Genomic DNA, 21,382 nt, shown 5'->3' with positions numbered 1-21,382 from the left:
TTGTTTAACATACCCGCTGTCAATCCATTGCAACGGGGGTACTGCAAATTCGGTCGCACTTAAGCGAGTGCCAGTTTTTGGCGCGCGTATTGTAACGCTTTTTCAATCACTTGCTCAATGCTTAATCGGGTTGAATCCAAAACTAAAGCATCAGCAGCGGGAACCAGCGGCGCTACAGCACGGTTACGATCGCGGAAATCGCGTTCTTCGATCTCGGCCAAAAGGCGTTCAAAGTTAACACTAAAGCCCTTTTCCTGCAACTGTAGCATACGTCTATGCGCACGTTCTTGCGAGGAGGCGTCCAGGAAAATTTTCACTGGTGCATCCGGGAACACCACGGTCCCCATGTCTCGTCCGTCGGCAATCAGGCCGGGCGCTTCACGAAACGCGCGTTGGCGGCGTAACAGCGCTTCGCGTACGCGAGGAAACGCAGCGACCTGAGATGCGGCATTCGCTACTTCCTGGGTGCGGATTTCGCCGCTGACATCTTCACCTTCCAGAATGACTTCCAGGTTGCCGTCCGTTGAGATAAAACGCACATCCAGGTGTGAGGCAAGCGGTACCAGAGCATCTTCAGATGTGACATCAACATGGTGATGCAACGCTGCGAGCGCCAGTACGCGGTAGATCGCGCCTGAATCTAACAGATGCCATTGCAATGCTTCCGCCATTGCCTTGCACAAGGTGCCTTTTCCTGCACCACTTGGGCCATCAATGGTAATAACCGGGGCAATTGCCGTCATCTTTTTCTCCTTAAACGGGCATACGTTAACGTGAACGCCGCGCATTATACGCGCCAACGCTAATAATCGTTAACACAGAGTGTAAAAACCCGATTAGTCTGTAACGATATGAGGAAGAATTGCGCAATTATAGCGGGCTGGCGAGAAACCAGCCCGGAAGATGACACTGATTTACTTTTTATCTGCAGCGATGCGCTCACGAATATGCGGAGCGCGATCGTCAGATGTGAGGATCAGGCAGGTGTACTAATACGCGCCAGCTGTTCGAAATAATCCGGGAAGGTTTTGGTGGTACATTTAGGGTCCAGAATGGTCACCGGCGTGTCAGACAACGCCACCAGCGAGAAACACATCGCCATGCGGTGATCGTTGTAGGTCGCGATCTCCGCAAACTGTAACGTTGCCGGTGGTGTAACGCGAATATAGTCTTCGCCCTCTTCAACGATCGCGCCCACTTTACGCAGCTCGGTCGCCATCGCGAACAGGCGGTCGGTCTCTTTGACGCGCCAGTTGTAGATGTTACGTAAGGTCGTGGTGCCTTTAGCGAACAGCGCTGCCGTGGCGATAGTCATCGCCGCATCGGGAATATGGTTCATATCCATGTCTACCGCGTTCAGCTCACCGTGAGTACAGGCAATAAAGTCATCGCCCCAGGTAATGGTCGCGCCCATTTTTTCCAGCACATCAGCGAAGCGGATATCACCCTGCATACTGTTGCGGCCAATCCCGCTGACTTTTACCGTACCGCCTTTAATGGCTCCTGCTGCGAGAAAATAGGAAGCGGAAGAAGCATCGCCTTCAACCAGATATGCACCCGGTGACTGATACTGCTGCTGACCCTGCACAACAAAGCGCTGGTAGTTCTGATTCTCAATTTCAACACCAAACGTTTTCATCAGGTTCAGTGTGATATCAATGTAAGGTTTGGATACCAGCTCGCCTTTAATGGCGATCGTCGTATCCTGCGGCGCCAGTGGCGCAGTCATCAGCAGCGCAGTCAGGAACTGGCTGGATACGCTGCCGTCTACCTCAACCTGTCCCCCGGTAAAGCCACCGCGCAGACGTAAAGGCGGATAGTTTTCCTGCTCCAGGTATTCAATGTTGGCTCCGCCCTGGCGTAACGCATCAACCAGATGGCCAATCGGGCGCTCTTTCATGCGCGGCTCGCCCGTCAACACGATGTCATTGCTGCCCAGACACAGCGCAGCGGCCAGCGGGCGCATTGCGGTTCCGGCATTGCCAAGGAACAGTTCTACTGCGCCTTCGGCATGCAGCGCGCCGCCATTGCCGATAATCTCGCAACGCGTACGGTCGGCAGAAAGGGTATAGCTAATTCCTAACGCATTCAGAGCATTAAGCATATGGCGGACATCATCGCTGTCCAGCAGGTTGGTCAGGACAGTGGTGCCATTTGCTAATGCAGCCAGCAGCAAAGCGCGGTTAGAAACACTTTTGGATCCAGGCAGATTGATGGTGCCATCCACCCGCGCAATGGGTTGTAACGTCAGGGATTCCATGAAACTCGACTCTCAAAAACAGACATAAAAACCCCACAGACTGGCTGTGGGGATGAAAATACAGCAGATTAACCGCGGCGGCGCTCGAAATCGACCATGAAATCGGTCAGCGCTTTTACACCTTCTAGCGGCATTGCATTGTAGATGGACGCGCGCATACCACCGACCACACGGTGCCCTTTCAACGCGTGCAGACCCGCAGCGAAAGACTCTTCCAGGAAGAGTTTATCCAGTGCGCTGTCAGCAAGCTGGAACGGTACGTTCATGCGTGAACGGTTCGATTTTGCCACGTCGTTACGGTAGAAATCGCTGTTATCGATTACGCCGTACAGCAGTTCCGCTTTTTGCTGGTTAATTTTATCCATCGCGTTAACACCGCCCTGCTCTTTCAGCCATTTAAAGACCAGGCCAGACAGATACCAGGCAAAGGTTGGCGGCGTGTTGAACATGGAGTCGTTGTCATTCAGCACGGTATAGTCGAGGATTGACGGGCATGACACATGAGCCTTACCCAGCAAATCTTCACGTACGATGACAATGGTCAGCCCGGCCGGGCCGATGTTTTTCTGCGCCCCGGCATAAATTACGCCATAACGGCTCACGTCAAGCGGTGCGGAAAGAATGGTAGAGGACAGATCCGCCGTAACCACCACATTGCTGGCAAAATTCGGCGTTTCATCGATCGCAATGCCATCAATGGTTTCATTCGGGCAATAGTGCAAATACGCCGCGTTGTCAGAAAGCTGCCATTCGCTCATTGGCTTAACAGCACGCAGTCCGTCAACGGTGACTTTGGCGTCGATAACGTTTGGCGTACAGTATTTTTTCGCTTCTTTAATTGCGCTGGCGGCCCAATAACCGGCATCAACGTAATCCGCCGTGGTTTTGTCACCCAGAATATTTAACGGGATACCCGCAAACTGCCCGCGCCCACCGCCATGGCAGAACAACACTTTATAGTTGGAGGGGATGCTGAGAAGATCGCGAAAATCCTGCTCCGCTTCCTCTGCGACCTGGATGAATTCTTTGCCACGGTGGCTAATTTCCATCACCGACGTGCCAAGACCGTTCCAGTCGCGAAGATCCTGTTGAGCCAGTTTAAGTACTTCTGCCGGTAACATTGCCGGACCTGAACTAAAATTGAAGACCTGAGCCATTTCCCCTCACCACGTTGTGTTGTTGTCCAATCAACATCCTGTCATTGGCGATAATCCGGTGACAGACATTGGTATAAGTTATTCCTGTGGATATCGGTTTTATCATTCAGTGACACGCGCCGCAATGGGTAAAACTGGCCAGGGTAAAAATGTGTCATTGGTCACACAACAGAATCTATCGGATTGACGGGTAAAAACCGAGATTTTCGCTGTCAGGTGACCCGTTTTGCTCGACTGACCTTCGACCATTCTGGATTTGCACAGCGTGGACATAATTGATGATCTCCGGCGTTCATTTGCACCACTTCACTACACCGTATACAGGCATAGTCCCCAGCTTCAGGTATCACTTTAAATCGCTGTGTACAGCGTTTAGGCAAAATACTGAGCCCCGGCTTTACGTCTTCATCGGCAAAGAAATAGACGCTGATTTGCCCATTTGTCTCCAGTATGGCCAGTCTCACCTGTCCCAATTGCTCCACGCCGTTCAAACGCAATTCCATAAAGAATTCGAATTCCGTCATATTGGCGCTATTGAGCTTCGACCATGCCAACTCGCCGTCCTCAATGATCACAACGGGCTTGCCCTCCAGCAAATCCTCCATTTTCTCGCTATGCGCCATCAGCCACATAACCAGCCGATACAGCACGGCAAGCGTAATAAAGACCACCAGCACCGGCAGCATCGGGACATCATCATAAAATGCCACGTCTCCCGCCGCGGACCCCAGCGTAAGGATGATCAGCACTTCAAAAAGCGACATCTGGCGTACGCCGCGACGTCCGGTGATTTTTAAAAACAGAAAAACCAATATAAAGGTATAGAGGCTGCGCAGAGCAACTTCTCCCAGAAAATCCATGGGCACCTTATCCAGTACCATTCGGTGTAAATCGAAAGCTTTCATTATTATGCTCTAAACGTGGTTGGCTGTAGGAAAGCATAGCTAATACTTTTATTTACGTCTGAACTCCGGCGACGATAGCGCCATTCATTTAAAACCCGTATCATTGCGCGCTTTCCGTACGACAAAAGTGATTTTCATGACGCAAACATTTATCCCCGGCAAAGATGCCGCTCTGGAAGACTCCATCGCTCGCTTCCAGCAAAAATTGCTCGACCTTGGTTTTCAAATTGAAGAAGCCTCGTGGTTGAATCCCGTCCCTAACGTCTGGTCTGTACATATTCGCGACAAAGAATGCGCGCTGTGCTTCACCAACGGTAAAGGCGCGACGAAAAAAGCGGCGCTGGCTTCCGCGCTGGGCGAATATTTTGAGCGTCTGTCGACTAACTATTTCTTTGCGGATTTCTGGCTGGGTGAAACCATCGCCAACGGTCCATTCGTGCATTATCCGAACGAAAAATGGTTCCCGTTGACTGAAGAAGACGACGTACCTGAAGGTCTACTGGATGCTCGTCTGCGTGCGTTTTACGATCCAGACAACGAACTGACTGGCAGCATGCTTATCGATCTGCAATCCGGTAATGAAGAACGTGGGGTCTGCGGCCTGCCGTTTACCCGTCAGTCGGATAACCAGACCGTCTATATTCCGATGAACATTATTGGCAACCTGTACGTTTCTAACGGCATGTCTGCGGGTAACACCCGAAACGAAGCGCGCGTTCAGGGCCTGTCTGAAGTCTTTGAGCGTCATGTTAAGAACCGTATTATTGCGGAAAGCATCAGCCTGCCGGAAATCCCGGCCGAAGTCAGGGCGCGCTACCCGGCAGTGGCGGAGTCCATCGCCAAACTGGAAGCGGAAGGTTTCCCAATTTTCGCCTACGATGGCTCGCTGGGCGGCAAGTATCCGGTAATTTGCGTTGTCCTGTTCAACCCGGCCAATGGTACCTGCTTTGCCTCCTTCGGTGCGCACCCGGATTTCGGCGTTGCGCTGGAGCGTACTGTCACTGAACTGCTGCAGGGTCGTGGTCTGAAAGATCTTGATGTCTTCACCCCACCAACCTTTGACGACGAAGAAGTGGCTGAACACACTAACCTTGAAACCCACTTCATCGATTCCAGCGGCCTGATCTCCTGGGATCTGTTCAAGCAGGATGCTGACTATCCGTTCGTTGACTGGAATTTCTCCGGTACCACCGAAGAAGAGTTCGCCACCCTGTTGGCCATCTTCAATGCTGAAGATAAAGAAGTGTATATCGCCGACTACGAGCACCTGAGCGTTTACGCGTGCCGCATTATTGTTCCGGGAATGTCTGACATCTATCCGGCTGAAGATCTGTGGTTAGCCAACAACGCCATGGGCGCCCATCTGCGTGACACTATTCTCTCGCTTCCGGGCAGTGAATGGGATAAAGAAGACTATCTCAATCTGATCGAACAACTGGATGAAGAAGGCTTTGACGACTTCACCCGCGTACGCGAGCTGCTCGGTCTGGCAACCGGTGCGGATAACGGTTGGTACACCCTGCGCATTGGCGAGCTTAAAGTGATGCTGGCGCTGGCCGGCGGCGACCTGGAGCAGGCGCTGGTCTGGACAGAATGGACGATGGAATTCAACGCCTCTGTCTTTAGCGCTGAACGTGCCAACTACTACCGCTGTCTGCAGACGCTGCTGCTGCTATCTCAGGAAGAAGATCGTCAGCCGCTACAATATCTGAACGCGTTTGTGCGCATGTACGGTGCCGAGGCGGTTGAAGCCGCAAGTGCAGCATTAAGTGGCGAAGCGCCGTTCTACGGGCTTCAAACTGTTGATAGCGATCTGCAGGCTTTCCCGGCACATCAGTCTCTGCTGAAAGCCTACGAAAAACTGCAGCGCGCGAAAGCAGCACATTGGTCAAAATAGTGACAATCAGCCTGCGCTGAGTAGGCTAAAGGTATTGTCTGGGCTATATTACGGGGCGCTTAATGCGCCCTGTTTTTTATTTTGGTCAAATCAAAAAATAAATGTAAAAACAAGGTTAAATATTAGTAGTTGATATTAAGGAAATTAGCTTATTAATGTGGTTTTTTATCTCAATTACTCCATTTTAATTAACCGTCCCAGAGGAGACAGAAAGAAAAAATTCAACTCACTTTATAATTTTTAAAATTTATTTTTATTTGGATAATCAACAAGTTACACCGTAATCGCATAAAAACCATGCGCCTTACGGGCCTATAAGCCAGGCGAGATATGATCTATATCAAATTCTCATCTATAATGCTTTGTTAGTATCTCGTCGCCGACTTAATAAAGAGAGAGTTAGTGTGAAAGCTGACAACCCTTTTGATTTTATTCTTCCTGCTGCAATGGCCAAAGTTGCCGAAGAAGCAGGCGTCTATAAAGCAACGAAACATCCGCTTAAGACGTTCTATCTGGCAATTACTGCCGGTGTATTCATTTCAATTGCCTTTGTTTTCTATATCACCGCCACAACCGGTACCGGCACAATGCCTTTCGGCATGGCGAAGCTAGTAGGTGGTATCTGCTTTTCCCTGGGGCTGATTCTCTGCGTTGTCTGCGGTGCAGACCTCTTCACCTCAACCGTACTGATTGTCGTAGCGAAAGCCAGTGGTCGCATCACCTGGGGCCAATTGGCTAAAAACTGGCTTAACGTTTATGTCGGCAACCTGATTGGCGCCCTGATCTTCGTGTTACTCATGTGGCTTTCTGGCGAGTATATGACCGCTAACGGCGCGTGGGGTCTCAACGTCCTGCAAACAGCCGACCACAAAGTGCACCATACTTTTGTTGAGGCGGTAAGTCTTGGCATCCTGGCGAACCTGATGGTGTGTCTGGCAGTATGGATGAGCTATTCGGGTCGCAGCCTGATGGACAAAGCGTTTATCATGGTATTACCGGTCGCAATGTTTGTTGCCAGCGGTTTTGAGCACAGTATCGCAAACATGTTTATGATCCCTATGGGTATTGTAATTCGCGATTTCGCCACCCCGGAATTCTGGACCGCTGTTGGGTCTTCTCCGGAGAATTTTTCTCACCTGACCGTGATGAATTTCATCACCGATAACCTGATTCCGGTTACGATCGGCAACATTATCGGCGGCGGTTTGTTGGTCGGGTTGACATACTGGGTCATTTATCTGCGTGGTAACGATCATCATTAATCTGATGATGCCCATTACACGCAGTAAATAAAAAATCCACTTAAGAAGGTAGGTGTTACATGTCCGAGCTTAATGAAAAGTTAGCCACAGCCTGGGAAGGTTTTACCAAAGGTGATTGGCAGAATGAAGTAAACGTCCGTGACTTCATTCAGAAAAACTACACTCCGTATGAGGGTGACGAGTCCTTCCTGGCTGGCGCAACTGATGCGACCACTGCACTGTGGGACAGCGTGATGGAAGGCGTTAAACAGGAAAACCGCACTCACGCGCCTGTTGACTTTGACACCTCCGTTGCTTCTACCATCACTTCTCACGACGCTGGCTACATCAACAAAGCGCTCGAGAAAATTGTTGGTCTGCAGACTGAAGCTCCGCTGAAACGTGCGATCATTCCGTTTGGCGGCATCAAAATGGTTGAAGGTTCCTGCAAAGCGTACAATCGCGAACTGGACCCGATGCTGAAAAAAATCTTCACCGAATACCGCAAAACCCACAACCAGGGCGTATTCGATGTTTACACCAAAGACATTCTGAACTGCCGTAAATCCGGTGTTCTGACTGGTCTGCCAGATGCCTATGGCCGTGGCCGTATCATCGGTGACTACCGTCGCGTTGCGCTGTACGGTATCGACTACCTGATGAAAGACAAATACGCTCAGTTCGTCTCTCTGCAGTCTGATCTGGAAAACGGCGTAAACCTGGAAGCCACTATCCGTCTGCGTGAAGAAATTGCTGAACAGCACCGCGCACTGGGTCAGATCAAAGAAATGGCTGCTAAATATGGCTGCGATATCTCTGGTCCGGCAACCAACGCTCAGGAAGCTATCCAGTGGACTTACTTCGGCTACCTGGCCGCGGTTAAATCTCAGAACGGCGCAGCAATGTCCTTCGGTCGCGTATCCACCTTCCTGGATGCCTACATCGAACGTGATATCAAAGCAGGCAAAATCACCGAGCAAGACGCTCAGGAAATGATTGACCACCTGGTCATGAAACTGCGTATGGTTCGTTTCCTGCGTACCCCTGAATATGATGAACTGTTCTCCGGTGACCCGATTTGGGCAACTGAATCTATCGGTGGTATGGGCGTTGATGGCCGTACTCTGGTTACCAAAAACAGCTTCCGCTTCCTGAATACCCTGTACACTATGGGTCCTTCTCCGGAGCCGAACATCACCGTTCTGTGGTCTGAAAAACTGCCTCTGAACTTCAAGAAATTCGCCGCTAAAGTGTCCATCGACACCTCTTCTCTGCAGTACGAGAACGATGACCTGATGCGTCCGGACTTCAACAACGACGACTACGCTATCGCTTGCTGCGTAAGCCCGATGGTTGTTGGTAAACAAATGCAGTTCTTCGGTGCGCGTGCAAACCTGGCGAAAACCATGCTGTACGCAATCAACGGCGGCGTTGATGAAAAACTGAAAATGCAGGTTGGTCCTAAATCTGAACCGATCAAAGGCGACGTTCTGAACTTCGACGAAGTTATGGAGCGCATGGATCACTTCATGGACTGGCTGGCTAAACAGTACGTCACTGCACTGAACGTTATCCACTACATGCACGACAAGTACAGCTACGAAGCCTCTCTGATGGCGCTGCACGACCGTGACGTTATCCGCACCATGGCGTGTGGTATCGCTGGTCTGTCCGTTGCTGCTGACTCCCTGTCTGCAATCAAATATGCGAAAGTTAAACCGATTCGTGACGAAGACGGTCTGGCTGTCGACTTCGAAATCGAAGGCGAATACCCGCAGTTTGGTAACAACGACTCTCGCGTTGATGACATGGCGGTTGACCTGGTAGAACGTTTCATGAAGAAAATTCAGAAACTGACTACTTATCGTAACGCTATCCCGACTCAGTCTGTTCTGACCATCACCTCTAACGTGGTTTATGGTAAGAAAACCGGTAACACCCCAGATGGTCGTCGTGCTGGCGCGCCGTTCGGACCGGGTGCTAACCCAATGCACGGTCGTGACCAGAAAGGTGCTGTTGCCTCTCTGACCTCCGTTGCTAAACTGCCGTTTGCTTACGCTAAAGATGGTATCTCTTACACCTTCTCTATCGTTCCGAACGCACTGGGTAAAGACGACGAAGTTCGTAAGACCAACCTGGCTGGTCTGATGGATGGTTACTTCCACCACGAAGCGTCCATCGAAGGTGGTCAGCACCTGAACGTGAACGTCATGAACCGTGAAATGCTGCTGGATGCGATGGAACATCCGGAAAAATATCCGCAGCTGACCATCCGTGTTTCTGGCTACGCAGTACGTTTTAACTCCCTGACTAAAGAACAGCAGCAGGACGTTATTACTCGTACCTTCACTCAGACCATGTAATTGGTTTTGACTGAAATCGTACTTTAAAAAGCGTACAATAAAGGCTCCACGTAAGTGGGGCCTTTTTAATAGCCTGCTTTGTCAGCTATCTATACTTATGGATAGCAGCCAAAACAGACTCGACACAGTTAATAACTGTGCACTAACACTGGCCCCGGATGGGCCACACCTGGAGAAACACCGCAATGTCAGTTATTGGTCGCATTCACTCCTTTGAATCCTGTGGCACTGTTGATGGCCCGGGCATCCGTTTTATTACCTTCTTCCAGGGCTGCCTGATGCGCTGCCTGTATTGTCATAACCGTGACACATGGGATACGCACGGCGGCAAAGAAGTCACCGTCGACGAGTTAATGAAAGAGGTCGTGACCTACCGCCACTTTATGAACGCCTCCGGTGGCGGTGTGACAGCGTCCGGTGGCGAAGCTATCCTGCAAGCTGAATTTGTACGCGACTGGTTTCGTGCCTGTAAAAAAGAAGGTATTCATACCTGTCTGGATACCAACGGTTTTGTTCGCCGCTACGATCCGGTGATTGATGAATTGCTGGAAGTCACTGACCTGGTGATGCTCGATCTCAAACAGATGAATGATGAAATCCATCAGAATCTGGTGGGCGTATCTAACCATCGTACGCTTGAGTTCGCACGTTACCTGTCCAATAAAGACATCAAGGTGTGGATCCGCTACGTCGTTGTGCCTGGCTGGTCTGACGATGACGACTCCGCGCACCGCCTGGGCGAGTTTACCCGCGATATGGGCAACGTAGAGAAAATCGAACTGCTGCCATACCATGAGCTGGGCAAACACAAATGGGTGGCAATGGGTGAAGAGTACAAACTTGACGGTGTTAAGCCACCGAAGAAAGAGACCATGGAGCGCGTGAAAGGCATTCTTGAGCAGTATGGTCATAAAGTAATGTACTAAGGTATGACGACCACGGCGTCGCAGCGCTCTGCTTGAGTAGCGCGACGCCAACGTTCGATGCCTACGACATAAAATATTCTGAAAGTTTATTGGTCACGCTTTCAATAGAGAAAATACGTTTCTGGTGTGCTTTACGACACTGCACGTAACGCTCATCCTGCTCTTCCAGAGCACTGAGTATGCGATCCGCCACCATCATCGCACCAGCAATTTCAGCAAAACCAGACTCACCTTCCCCCTGTAACGCAACCGCCGCCTGCAAATTCCAGTCAGAAAGCCGATTTAATGGCGCAAACGATCCGCGAGTTAACGAGAGAATTTTTATGCCTTGTTCCTTCGCTAGCGTCAGCGACTGCATCATATCGGTAGAGACTTGTTCTGTATGAATAACGATAATCCCTGTTTTTTGGCTGTCCGCCAACGGAGAGATAGCCGCCGGATAAAACCGGTCGATATAACTGGCTATTTTCCCCATCTGCACCAGATTGATTTGCAGGAATAACGCCACCGGCACCGCAGTACCTACCGCATAAATTGCAATATTACTGAGCTGATTTAACCAGGTCGCAACCGCCTGCAACTCTTTGCTGTCAATGATGGCATTGCTGTCACAAACGCTTGCCAGTACCGCCGCCGTCTCCTCACTTCCTCCATCATTCGGCCGTGCAGCTCCTTGCTCCAGTGCAAGAGCCGTTCTGAAATCAGAAAACCCCTTAAAACCAAAGGCACGGCAAAAACGAGTGATACTCCCCTCACTGGTATCAATAGAATCGGCCAGCTCGGTTATCGTATGCCGCATCACAAAATCAGGATTTTCAGTGATAAAACGCCCTACCTTTTCCAGGATCGGACTCAGCTCTGAAGCCCCATTTCTTATGTTAATCAATAAATTAGTATCTATTTGACTCATTTTTCGCCTTTTTGCACAAAATGCAAATGCTGTCACATACTTTGCCCGGCTTTGCGATAATAATTTTTATCGCACCAATGATAATTAAAAATAATTATTTTTACAAACAGGAGAACGTCTAATGAAAGGTCTGATCGTCTGTCGTACCGGTATGGGCAGTTCACTAATGCTGAAAATCAAAGCCCAAAAAGTCATCGATAAACATGGCTGGGATATCGATCTTGAACACGATGTCCTGTCAGGGCTACGAACCTGGCAAAACATCGACTTCGTGATCACCATGAGCGACCTGACCGATGAGGTAGAAGCCGCCGGGTTCAGAGCAATCGGTATCACCGATCTGATGAACAGCGAAGAAATGGAATCTGCGCTCACCAGCGTTGTTCAAAACAACTAACCTCTCCGGGGGAAATATGGATCTCCTAAAGTTCATTGTATTCGACATTTTGGGTGTAACCCCACTTTTAGTTGGCTTTATTGCGCTAATTGGTTTGCTTATCCAGCGTAAACCCATCGAAAAAGTGCTTTCAGGTACCTTTAAAACCATCGTCGGATTTCTGGTATTTGCCGGCGGAGCAGGGATTGCGGTGACATCCTTAGGTAATTTTCAGACCTTATTCAGCGATGGATTCGGTCTGAAAGGTGTGATGCCGTTAGCCGAAGCGTTAACTGGGCTGGCACAAACCAAGTTTGCCATGTGCGTTTCACTCATCATGGTCGTTGGTTTCGGCTGGAACTTGTTTTTTGCCCGCGTAACGCCGTTCAAATACATCTTCCTGACGGGCCAACATAATCTGTATCTGTCTGCCCTCTTAACCGTTACGCTTAAGGCGCTTGGCTACAGCGATGTAACAACAATTATCGTCGGCTCCATACTGCTGGGGCTTGCAGCCTGTGTCTATCCAGCTATCGCTCAGCCGTGGATGCGTAAGATTACCGGTAATGATGAAATCGCGATGGGTCATTACGTTACTCTGGCCTACGCGCTATCGGGATGGATCGGTTCGAAAGTGGGCGATCCTAAGCAGTCAACAGAAAAGCTAAATCTTCCCGGATGGTTGGGGATTTTTAAAGACTACATCGTCTCCGTGTCCATCTCTGTCAGTATTTTCTATTACATCGCGGCGCTTGCCGCAGGCGAAGAAGCGGTAACGGCCGCCGCCGGTGGAATGCATTGGCTGGTTTATCCGCTATTCCAGTCACTCACGTTTACCGCATCGCTTTATATCATCATCACCGGCGTTCGCTTGCTGTTGTCAGAAATAGTCCCGGCATTTCTGGGCATCTCTGAAAAATTTATCCCGAACGCCAAACCCGCACTGGATTGCCCAGTCGTCTTTCCGTATGCCCCAACCGCCACCGTTTTAGGTTTCATCTCTTCCTTTGTGGGTGGATTGGTGGTTATGGGGGTACTCGCATTAATTGGGCAAACGGTCATTATCCCCGTCGCCATCCCCTACTTCTTCATTGGTGCTACCGCCGCCGTCTTCGGTAATGCGTCAGGAGGCTGGAAAGGGGCCATCGCCGGTAGCTTTGTCACTGGCATATTAATTGGTATTGGCCCGGCACTCATCTATCCCATCATGGAATCGGTGGGATTGTCCGGTACTAGCTTCCCGGAGACAGATTTTGTCGCCCTCGGCTTAGTGGTTTATTACATTGGCAAAATGTTGCCCTGATAAGGAATGAACATGAATATTGACGAATTGAAATCCCATGCGCTGGCTGCTCGCCGGGATATTGTCACCATGATTTATGAATCAGGCATTGGCCATCCTGGCGGTGCATTGTCCATCATCGACATTCTGACCTGGATTTACGATCAAGAGGTGGACTTCTCCTGCGCCCCTCGCGCTCGCGTGGTCATGAGCAAAGGTCATGCGGTTGCTGCTCAGTACGCCATGCTGCATCAAAAAGGCAAAATTGAGCGCAGCGAATTTAATACTTTTCGACAAATTAACTCACGTTTACAGGGGCACCCTAGCATCAAATCTCTGCCCGAAGTCGATGCAACAACCGGCCTGCTGGGCCAGGGATTATCCATTGCCTTTGGTATGTCGGCGGCCAAAAAACAGCGGGGGGAATCACAGCGCGTTTTCGCCATCATTGGCGATGGCGAAATGCACGAAGGGCAAATCTGGGAAACGCTACAGCAGGCAGGCCATATGAAGATGGATAACCTGGTGGCGATTATTGACTACAACGGTTTTTCCTCCCACGACCCCGTTAATCAGGTGGTGAATCTGGAACCTCTGGCCGACAAAGTGCGTCTTTTCGGCTGGCACGTACTCGAACTCCATAACGGTAACGATATGCATCAGGTTGCCGACACGCTGATGCTTTCACGCCATCTGAAAGGAAAACCTGTCGCCATTATTGCGCATACCACCAAAGGCAGTGGCGTTAGCTATATGGAAAATAACGGTGACTGGCATTCAAAAACCCCAACCACCGAACAATATCAGCAGGCTATGGAGGAGTTGCAGTGATGAAAGCCCCACGTGATGAAATTGGTAACGCACTCATTGCCCTGAAAAAAAAGGGCTATCCCATTGTCGCCATTGATAGTGATTTAGCCAGCTCCACCCGCACTGACCAGTTCCAGGCCGTCTATCCAGACGCTTTCTTTGAAATGGGTATTGCGGAAGGATCGGCAATGAGCTTTGCCACTGGCCAGGCGTTGGAAGGAAATATTCCGTTCTACGTTAACTTTGCGATGTTTGTGACAGGCACCGCCTGGACTCAACTGCGCCAGGCGTGCTACGCCAAAGCTAACATTAAATTAGTTGGTAGCCACCCAGGAATGGATGATGGACCTGACGGCGCATCGCATCATGCGCTGGAAGATCTGGCCCTGACGCGCGTACTGCCGGGGCTCACAATTCTAACGCCTGCCGACGCTGAAGAAGTTGAGTCCGCATTTGAACAGGCAGTAAACATTCCCGGTCCGGTCTATATTCGCGTAGCCCGAGAACCGATGCCCGTGCGCGATAAATCTGCCGTTCCGCGAGTGACCGATATCGCCGCCGTGGAGGACTCAGGCAATGACTTCGCCATTCTCTATGAAGGGACCGTTCTGGAGCAGGCAAGCGCAGGTTATGTGCAGCTGTGCGCCCAGGGAAAACGTGGCAAGCTGATTCACGTCGCTATGCTAAAACCGTTTAACCGCCAGCGCTTTCTGCAACTGATTGCCAACTGCCCGCAGATCGCAACAATTGAAAATCACACGATCACCGGTGGGCTTGGCGGACAGGTTGCTGAAGTATTGGCGGAGGAAGGATTAACCACGAGATTAATCCGACTGGGGACACAAGATACGTTTACGGAATCAGGCAATAGCCGCCAGTTGAAAGAGAAATACGGTATTTCGGCGACCGCACTCTTTGAAGCCCTCAGATAGTTCGGGTTGGCAGACCGCAATGCGGTCTGCTGCTCTGAAATAAGGAGAACACAATGACATCTGCGCTATTTTCTGCCTGTCAGTTTCGTGAACAATGCCGATCCTGGCAGGAGGCCGTGACGCTGGCTTGCCAGCCTCTGGAAGAACTGGGCGCGATTACGTCCGCCTACGCACAGGCAATCATCCGTGAAACAGAACAACTGGGTCCGTGGTACATCTTAAGCCCTGAGTTTGCCCTGCCGCACGCTCGTCCGGAAGAAGGAGTGATAAGCAGTGAGACACATTTGTCGCTCTTGTGTCTGAAAGAGGCGGTGCCTTTTCCTGGGCATCCAGATGTGCGGTTAATTATTGTCCTGGCGGCTGCCAGCAGCACCCGACATATTGAAATGATTCAAAAACTGGTTTGCTGGCTGGATGAAGGGGAGCATTTACAACAGCTGACGAGTATGACCAGTCAGGCGCAACTTCACTGCACGCTGAAAGCATGCGAATACCTCGCAACTTCCGGCATACCCGCAATGGGAAAATGAGTCACGGTATGCAAACATTTTGCCTTGCATACCGTCTGGCGCGCTTTATACGTGAGCCACCGGAGTCGGTGTATGTCTGGCGCTACGCAACAACATCAGCAGATAAATAAACGATACGCTGGCAATCATAATGAATAACAGATTATCGGAATAATTCTGCATCAGCATTGCGGTGAATGAAGGACCAAGCAGGCTGCCAACGGTATAGCTTAATAACAATGCCTGATTCATGGCGACCAGCTGATGATGTTCAACCTTTTCACAGGCCCAGGCCATCGCCACCGGATAGAGGGTAAAACCTGCCACACCCAACATAAACAACGCAGGCGCCATCGCCGCCTGATTCAGCATGGCGATACTTCCGACGATAACCACGAAGACCTGGACGCGTAAAACCAGCAGGCGCCCCAGCTTGTCTGCCAGGCGGCCAATCGGCCATTGCCCCAGAATACCGGCGCTAACCAGAACCGCCATCCAGAAACCAATGCTGGCGTTGCTCACCCCTTGATGGTTGAGATAAAGCGGCATCAGGCCATACAAAGACCCCAGCACAATCCCGGAAATAATACAGCCGTTAACGCCCAGACGCGCCTGCCGCAGCTTCAGCATGGAGGTAATAGGAGTAGACTGCTGTTCATCACCCTGCTGATTGGCAATGCGCGTAAAGAGCAATGGCAAAACACCAGCCAGGATCGTACCCGTCACCCACGGCAGGACGTTCATCAATTCTGTTGATACTTTACTAACCAGTAGCTGGCCTAAAAACGTCCCCACGTAATAGATCATCATATAGGCGGCAAGCAAGCGTCCGCGATTACGCGAATTCCCGCTGCACATCAGCGCACTTTCAACTACCACCCAAATCATGGCGCAGCCAACACCGGCGATAAAACGCCAGGTCATCCAGCTCCAGAATCCCACCATAACCCCAAGGCCGATACAGCCCGCGGCAAAAATAAGCGAGGCAATGTAATAGCTGCGATTAAAACCAAGGTGTTTTATTAAATACCCGGTCAGCAACGTCCCTACCAGATTGCCGGTAAAGTAGGAAGAACTCACCACACCTACCTGCCAGGTGGGCAAATTTTCATGGGCGAGCCAAAGCGGGACGAGCGTGTTTAACACGGCGATCGCCAGGGTCAGCAGAAGCAGCCCGCACAGCAACAGCATGACGGGACGGGTATAGATGGACATGAATAAAAACCGTGAGGAAGTTCAAATTTCATGCGCATCATGCCACTGCCAAAAACATTGTCAATCGGCGCAATCAAAGGGCTGAGGCGCTTTCCGGACGATCGATTTGCATTACTGATTCTTAATATGAATAGATAAAAAACACAAAAACACATCTGCTTGTTTTTATTGATCTAAAACAAAAATCTCGCGTTGCGTTCAGTCGAAAAATTTCATGGACTCCCCTTACTTTTATTTCTTACTAAACTCTATGCGGGATGCAGATCTGCATTGTCTTCAAAATAGAACAGTGAGTTCTTATTTAGGTATCTAATCCATATATCGTTCTTTCTGTAGACTTAAACTCATCAAATTTCCCCCACTGATGCTGAACAGGAGAAATATCATGACTAAACCTTACGTAAGACTTGATAAAGATAATGCGGCAGTACTGCTGGTCGACCATCAGGCTGGCCTGCTCTCTCTGGTTCGGGATATCGATCCCGATAAATTTAAAAACAACGTGCTCAGAAGTAAAAAAACCGGGGCTATGCCCCGGTTTGTCATTTAGCTGGCAACCGCCATACCGACGGTCATATGCAGCCCGTAGAACACGCCACGACCAATCAACTCGCCGACTAACAGCAGAATAAACGCGACGGAAAGCAGCGGAACTGCAGGCTGGTAGCCTTTCACTTGCGGTACAATCCAACAGCACAGCGCTAATGCCAGAGCGACAATCCGCCACGCCATCAGCGAGCCGTAATCTGGAACCAGCGCAGACGCCTGTTGAATGGAACTGTGGATCGTCGCCAGTTCAGCCCCCTGCATTACAGACATGATGGCGCTGACGACCAGAGCAAGCACTGAAATAGCCGGCAACAGGCGCATCGCCCAACCGTCCACGCCAGCAATTCTCAGCAACAGATATCCCAGCAGCGGACCGCCCATAAACATCGTCAGGAAGAAGCCCAGCGGCGTCCAGATGCTGTACCAGGTCGGTACGGTATCGATGGTGTTATACACGCGCACCATCATCCAGACAAAAACCACGCCCAGTACCATGGTGACAACTAACCACAGATTGCGTAATACGGGCGACATTTTTTTCAACGTTGCCAGCAGCCAGCCGATGCCGCCAACGGCAAAGAAGATTGAGCCGCTGGCAATTTCATTACTCAACGCAGAAGATCCTACACGATTGAGTGAGTTAAAGGCGCGCATCGGTGAGCCCAGGTGGAGCATGGAAGCAATAAAGCCAATGCCCATTAATACCCACAGCCCGAACATGCAGGCAATCACGCGCTGCTGCGATTCAGGGCGTAAGTCCCCTTTCATCAACGCCAGCGCCAGAACGATAAAGCCACCAACTACACACTGTCCGAAGACAGTGAAGATCATCAGCGGCCATTCATGCCATCCACTTCCCATCTTACACCTCCTTCGGATTGGCCAGATAACCTGTAGTATCCCCGGTCGGGCGGCTATTGGCGTTAGGTTTGATGACAATACTTGGTTTGGTAAAGTGCGCGCCCGGCAGTGGCGCTACCGCAGCCAAAGTACCGTGTTTTTTGCGCAACTCTTCAATCGGACCAAAATCCAGCGCACGCAGTGGGCAGGACTCCACGCAGATAGGTTTCTTGCCTTCAGCGACGCGCTCATGGCAGCCATCACATTTAGTCATATGCCCTTTTTCAGCATTGTACTGTGGCGCGCCGTAAGGACATGCCATGTGGCAATACCGGCAGCCAATGCACACATCTTCGTCGACAACGACAAAACCATCTTCACGTTTGTGCATCGCACCGCTCGGACAAACCTTGGTACAGGCCGGATCTTCACAGTGGTTACACGCAATGGAGAGGTAATAAGCAAAGACGTTCTGATGCCAGACGCCGTTGCCCTCCTGCCAGTCGCCGCCTGCGTATTCATAAATGCGGCGGAAGCTGACTTCCGGGGTTAAATTTTTGAAATCTTTGCAGGCCAGTTCGCAGGTTTTGCAACCGGTGCAACGGCTGGAATCAATAAAAAATCCATACTGGGTTGTCATCGGTTACTCCTTACGCTTTTTCAACCTGAACAAGGTTCGTGTGTGACGGATTCCCCTTTGCGAGAGGAGACGGACGCTGGGTCGTCAGGACGTTAATACAACCGCCCTGATCCACGCGTTTTGCATCCGGGTCATACCAGGCCCCTTCGCCCAATGCCACCACGCCGGGCATCATACGTGGCGTCACTTTCGCCTCGATATGCACTTCACCACGATCGTTAAAAATACGTACCTTGTCGCCGTTGTTAATACCGCGTCGCTGCGCATCCATCGGGTTGATCCACATTTCCTGGCGGCAGGATGCTTTCAGGACATCGACGTTGCCATAGGTCGAGTGAACGCGAGACTTATAGTGGAAGCCGGTCAGCTGCAAAGGGAATTTCTCCACCAGCGGATCGTTTAAGCTTTCAAAGCCTGGGGTATAAATCGGTAGCGGATCGATTACATCACCTTCCGGCAGTTCCCAGGTTGCCGCGATCTCGGCAAGCTGCTGCGAATAAATTTCGATCTTACCTGACGGCGTGGTCAGCGGATTGGCTTTAGGATCCTCACGGAATGCCTTGTACGCCACATGATGTCCTTGCGGATCGCGCTGTTTAAAGATCCCTTGCTGACGGAATTCTTCAAACGTAGGCAGTTCAGGAATCGCTTTGCGCGACTGCTCATACAGATGGCGCATCCACTCTTCCTGAGTACGACCTTCTGTAAACTGCTGCTCGACGCCAAGGCGCTTCGCCAGTTCGCTGGTCATCTGGTAGATAGTCTTGCATTCGAAGCGTGGTTTGATCGCCTGATCGGTGAAAATCACATAGGACATGTTCCCGCATGAGGCATCCAGCGCAAAATCCATCTGTTCGGAGGCGGTGCAGTCCGGCAGCAAAATGTCTGCGTATTTCGCCGAGGAAGTCATATGACAGTCGATGACGACAATCATCTCGCACTTCTTCTCGTCCTGGAGGATTTCATGCGTGCGGTTAATATCAGAGTGTTGGTTAATCAGACAGTTACCGGCATAGTTCCAGATCATCTTAATAGGAACATCGAGCTTGTCTTTGCCGCGTACGCCGTCACGCAGGGCCGTCATCTCCGGGCCTCGCTCAATCGCGTCCGTCCACATGAACATCGAGATGCTGGTTTCAACAGGGTTTTCCAGCGTTGGCATACGCTCAAACGGCAAACTGTATGAGCCCTCACGCGCCCCGCTGTTGCCACCGTTGATCCCAACGTTACCGGTCAGAATAGCGAGCATAGAAATGGCGCGGGTCGCTATTTCACCGTTAGCATGACGCTGCGGCCCCCACCCCTGGCTGATGTATGCCGGTTTAGCGCTACCTATTTCACGCGCCAGTTTGACGATACGTTCAGCGGGAATACCGGTAATCTGCGCCGCCCACTCCGGGGTCTTGGCAATGCCGTCCTTACCCTGCCCAAGAATATACGCCTTATAGTGACCGTTCTTCGGCGCGTCGGCCGGTAAGGTTTTCTCGTCGTAACCCACGCAATATTTGTCGAGGAACGGTTGGTCAACCATGTTTTCGGTGATCAGGACATACGCCAGACCATTGACCAGCGCCGCATCAGTACCAGGACGGATCGGGATCCATTCATCTTCACGCCCCGCACCGGTATCCGTATAACGGGGATCGATAATGATCATGCGAGCATTGGATTTCTGTCGCGCCTGTTCAAGGTAATAGGTTACCCCACCCCCGCTCATACGGGTTTCACCAGGGTTATTACCGAACAGAACCACCAGCTTGCTGTTTTCAATGTCGGACGGGCTGTTACCGTCAGCCCAGCCGCCGTAGGTATAGTTCAACCCGGCAGCGATTTGCGCTGAAGAGTAGTCACCGTAGTGATTAAGATAGCCGCCGCAGCAGTTCATCAACCGTGCCACCAGCGTTTTACCTGGCGGCCACGAGCGCGTCATAGTGCCACCCAGCGTACCGGTACCGTAGTTCAGGTAGATAGACTCATTGCCGTAGTCTTTGATAAGACGCTGCATATTGCTGGCAATGATGTCGTAGGCTTCATCCCAACTGATGCGCTCAAATTGTCCTTCGCCACGCTTACCAACGCGTTTCATCGGGTATTTCAGACGATCGGGATTATAGACTCGGCGACGCATGGATCGACCACGCAGACAGGCGCGTACCTGGTGCAGACCGTCATAGTTGTCATCGCCGGTGTTGTCGGTTTCGACATACTTTATTTCACCGTCGACCACATGCATACGCAGCGGGCAGCGCTGCCGCAGTTTACCGTACACGCGCTCCAGATCACTTTCTCATTAATCGGTGTCGGATTAAGGGCTTCTGCAGCATTTGCAATACGGGTAAATGGCAGGGTAAACGCGCTACTGGCCACCGCCAGTCCGCCTATCGCCGTCGTTTTCACCAAACCGCGGCGAGTAACCTCAGCTGCCAGCACGGCATCGGGGATCTTAGTTTTCATAGTGGCTCACTCTGCTGCTCACAATAAACAAAATACAAATATTCGATGTATAGTTTTTTATATAACGTTAATATCGATATACAGGCTGGTAGAAACTGAATTTGCTAAAAGACAGA

Annotated in this window: 17 protein-coding genes and 2 pseudogenes; 10 read left to right on the top strand and 9 right to left on the bottom strand. The window is 50.8% G+C overall.

The window, feature by feature from the left end; all coding sequences use genetic code 11:
* Positions 1 to 59: 59 nt before the first annotated feature.
* From cmk to OGV38_RS14275, 4 genes are all read right to left on the bottom strand, one after another.
* Complete coding sequence (gene cmk, locus OGV38_RS14290) at positions 60 to 743, bottom strand: (d)CMP kinase (protein ID WP_016152447.1); 684 nt, start codon at positions 741 to 743, stop codon at positions 60 to 62.
* A 233-nt stretch (positions 744 to 976) separates the two neighbouring features.
* Complete coding sequence (gene aroA, locus OGV38_RS14285) at positions 977 to 2,260, bottom strand: 3-phosphoshikimate 1-carboxyvinyltransferase (protein ID WP_269517500.1); 1,284 nt, start codon at positions 2,258 to 2,260, stop codon at positions 977 to 979.
* Between the two features lie 68 nt (positions 2,261 to 2,328).
* Positions 2,329 to 3,417 carry a 3-phosphoserine/phosphohydroxythreonine transaminase gene (gene serC / locus OGV38_RS14280; RefSeq protein ID WP_016152445.1) on the bottom strand — a complete coding sequence of 363 codons (1,089 nt, stop codon included), beginning with the start codon at positions 3,415 to 3,417 and terminating at the stop codon, positions 2,329 to 2,331.
* Between the two features lie 212 nt (positions 3,418 to 3,629).
* Complete coding sequence (locus OGV38_RS14275) at positions 3,630 to 4,322, bottom strand: DUF421 domain-containing protein (RefSeq protein ID WP_286473634.1); 693 nt, start codon at positions 4,320 to 4,322, stop codon at positions 3,630 to 3,632.
* Between the two features lie 136 nt (positions 4,323 to 4,458).
* Here OGV38_RS14275 and ycaO point away from each other — a divergent pair, with 136 nt between their 5' ends.
* From ycaO to pflA, 4 genes are all read left to right on the top strand, one after another.
* Positions 4,459 to 6,219 carry a 30S ribosomal protein S12 methylthiotransferase accessory factor YcaO gene (gene ycaO / locus OGV38_RS14270; protein ID WP_286473631.1) on the top strand — a complete coding sequence of 587 codons (1,761 nt, stop codon included), beginning with the start codon at positions 4,459 to 4,461 and terminating at the stop codon, positions 6,217 to 6,219.
* Positions 6,220 to 6,623: 404 nt separating this feature from the next.
* Entirely contained in the window at positions 6,624 to 7,481 is an 858-nt protein-coding gene (gene focA, locus OGV38_RS14265) for a formate transporter FocA (RefSeq protein WP_286473628.1), read from the top strand.
* A 59-nt stretch (positions 7,482 to 7,540) separates the two neighbouring features.
* Complete coding sequence (pflB, locus tag OGV38_RS14260; protein WP_016152441.1) at positions 7,541 to 9,823, top strand: formate C-acetyltransferase; 2,283 nt, start codon at positions 7,541 to 7,543, stop codon at positions 9,821 to 9,823.
* 185 nt (positions 9,824 to 10,008) lie between these two features.
* Positions 10,009 to 10,749, top strand: coding sequence for a pyruvate formate lyase 1-activating protein (gene pflA, locus OGV38_RS14255; protein WP_003035751.1), 741 nt, complete (start codon positions 10,009 to 10,011; stop codon positions 10,747 to 10,749).
* Positions 10,750 to 10,810: 61 nt separating this feature from the next.
* Here the strand turns inward: pflA and OGV38_RS14250 are convergent, their stop codons facing one another.
* A complete protein-coding gene (locus OGV38_RS14250; protein ID WP_016156113.1) occupies positions 10,811 to 11,659 on the bottom strand; it encodes a MurR/RpiR family transcriptional regulator in 849 nt (282 codons plus the stop codon).
* Positions 11,660 to 11,780: 121 nt separating this feature from the next.
* Here OGV38_RS14250 and OGV38_RS14245 point away from each other — a divergent pair, with 121 nt between their 5' ends.
* From OGV38_RS14245 to OGV38_RS14225, 5 genes are read left to right on the top strand one after another with little or no spacing between them, the layout of a single operon-like run.
* Positions 11,781 to 12,056 carry a PTS sugar transporter subunit IIB gene (locus OGV38_RS14245; protein ID WP_016152439.1) on the top strand — a complete coding sequence of 92 codons (276 nt, stop codon included), beginning with the start codon at positions 11,781 to 11,783 and terminating at the stop codon, positions 12,054 to 12,056.
* Between the two features lie 16 nt (positions 12,057 to 12,072).
* A complete protein-coding gene (gene ulaA / locus OGV38_RS14240; protein ID WP_046274698.1) occupies positions 12,073 to 13,338 on the top strand; it encodes a PTS ascorbate transporter subunit IIC in 1,266 nt (421 codons plus the stop codon).
* A 12-nt stretch (positions 13,339 to 13,350) separates the two neighbouring features.
* A complete protein-coding gene (locus OGV38_RS14235; protein WP_047414121.1) occupies positions 13,351 to 14,148 on the top strand; it encodes a transketolase in 798 nt (265 codons plus the stop codon).
* Positions 14,148 to 15,059: a transketolase family protein gene (locus OGV38_RS14230; protein WP_080858503.1), complete on the top strand. Its 912-nt coding sequence runs from the start codon at positions 14,148 to 14,150 to the stop codon at positions 15,057 to 15,059. Before OGV38_RS14235 ends, OGV38_RS14230 begins: the two co-directional genes overlap by 1 nt.
* A 53-nt stretch (positions 15,060 to 15,112) precedes the next feature.
* The gene (locus OGV38_RS14225; RefSeq protein ID WP_046274696.1) at positions 15,113 to 15,589 is read left to right on the top strand and encodes a PTS sugar transporter subunit IIA; all 477 of its coding nucleotides are present in this window, start codon (positions 15,113 to 15,115) and stop codon (positions 15,587 to 15,589) included.
* Positions 15,590 to 15,634: 45 nt separating this feature from the next.
* Here OGV38_RS14225 and OGV38_RS14220 read toward each other — a convergent pair whose 3' ends face one another.
* Positions 15,635 to 16,783 (bottom strand): MFS transporter, encoded by a 1,149-nt coding sequence (locus OGV38_RS14220; RefSeq protein ID WP_269517508.1) that lies wholly within the window; start codon positions 16,781 to 16,783, stop codon positions 15,635 to 15,637.
* 385 nt (positions 16,784 to 17,168) lie between these two features.
* Here OGV38_RS14220 and OGV38_RS14215 point away from each other — a divergent pair.
* A pseudogene (locus tag OGV38_RS14215) lies at positions 17,169 to 17,291 on the top strand (hydrolase); the annotation flags it as partial.
* Positions 17,292 to 17,329: 38 nt separating this feature from the next.
* On the opposite strand, the gene OGV38_RS14210 reads toward OGV38_RS14215, so the two are convergent.
* The 3 genes and pseudogenes from OGV38_RS14210 to dmsA all read right to left on the bottom strand — a co-directional run bounded on the left by OGV38_RS14210 (position 17,330) and on the right by dmsA (position 21,266).
* On the bottom strand, positions 17,330 to 18,193 hold the full coding sequence (locus OGV38_RS14210; RefSeq protein ID WP_016152432.1) for a dimethyl sulfoxide reductase anchor subunit family protein: 864 nt from the start codon (positions 18,191 to 18,193) through the stop codon (positions 17,330 to 17,332).
* Position 18,194: 1 nt separating this feature from the next.
* Positions 18,195 to 18,812, bottom strand: coding sequence for a DMSO/selenate family reductase complex B subunit (locus OGV38_RS14205; RefSeq protein WP_071685359.1), 618 nt, complete (start codon positions 18,810 to 18,812; stop codon positions 18,195 to 18,197).
* Positions 18,813 to 18,822: 10 nt separating this feature from the next.
* A pseudogene (gene dmsA / locus OGV38_RS14200) lies at positions 18,823 to 21,266 on the bottom strand (dimethylsulfoxide reductase subunit A).
* Positions 21,267 to 21,382 lie beyond the last annotated feature (116 nt).

It is taken from the genome of Citrobacter sp. Cb080, assembly GCF_030334745.1.
GTDB classification, from domain to species: domain Bacteria; phylum Pseudomonadota; class Gammaproteobacteria; order Enterobacterales; family Enterobacteriaceae; genus Citrobacter; species Citrobacter braakii.
This window is presented reverse-complemented; position numbering and strand designations above follow the sequence as displayed.

Coding starts and splice junctions, on each gene's coding strand:
- OGV38_RS14225 (WP_046274696.1), top strand. CDS start 15,113: ATGACATCTGCGCTATTTTCTGCCTGTCAGTTTCGTGAACAATGCCGA.
- serC (WP_016152445.1), bottom strand. CDS start 3,417: ATGGCTCAGGTCTTCAATTTTAGTTCAGGTCCGGCAATGTTACCGGCA.
- OGV38_RS14245 (WP_016152439.1), top strand. CDS start 11,781: ATGAAAGGTCTGATCGTCTGTCGTACCGGTATGGGCAGTTCACTAATG.
- cmk (WP_016152447.1), bottom strand. CDS start 743: ATGACGGCAATTGCCCCGGTTATTACCATTGATGGCCCAAGTGGTGCA.
- aroA (WP_269517500.1), bottom strand. CDS start 2,260: ATGGAATCCCTGACGTTACAACCCATTGCGCGGGTGGATGGCACCATC.
- OGV38_RS14220 (WP_269517508.1), bottom strand. CDS start 16,783: ATGTCCATCTATACCCGTCCCGTCATGCTGTTGCTGTGCGGGCTGCTT.
- OGV38_RS14275 (WP_286473634.1), bottom strand. CDS start 4,322: ATGAAAGCTTTCGATTTACACCGAATGGTACTGGATAAGGTGCCCATG.
- pflB (WP_016152441.1), top strand. CDS start 7,541: ATGTCCGAGCTTAATGAAAAGTTAGCCACAGCCTGGGAAGGTTTTACC.
- pflA (WP_003035751.1), top strand. CDS start 10,009: ATGTCAGTTATTGGTCGCATTCACTCCTTTGAATCCTGTGGCACTGTT.
- OGV38_RS14250 (WP_016156113.1), bottom strand. CDS start 11,659: ATGAGTCAAATAGATACTAATTTATTGATTAACATAAGAAATGGGGCT.
- OGV38_RS14210 (WP_016152432.1), bottom strand. CDS start 18,193: ATGGGAAGTGGATGGCATGAATGGCCGCTGATGATCTTCACTGTCTTC.
- OGV38_RS14205 (WP_071685359.1), bottom strand. CDS start 18,812: ATGACAACCCAGTATGGATTTTTTATTGATTCCAGCCGTTGCACCGGT.
- ycaO (WP_286473631.1), top strand. CDS start 4,459: ATGACGCAAACATTTATCCCCGGCAAAGATGCCGCTCTGGAAGACTCC.
- OGV38_RS14235 (WP_047414121.1), top strand. CDS start 13,351: ATGAATATTGACGAATTGAAATCCCATGCGCTGGCTGCTCGCCGGGAT.
- OGV38_RS14230 (WP_080858503.1), top strand. CDS start 14,148: ATGAAAGCCCCACGTGATGAAATTGGTAACGCACTCATTGCCCTGAAA.
- ulaA (WP_046274698.1), top strand. CDS start 12,073: ATGGATCTCCTAAAGTTCATTGTATTCGACATTTTGGGTGTAACCCCA.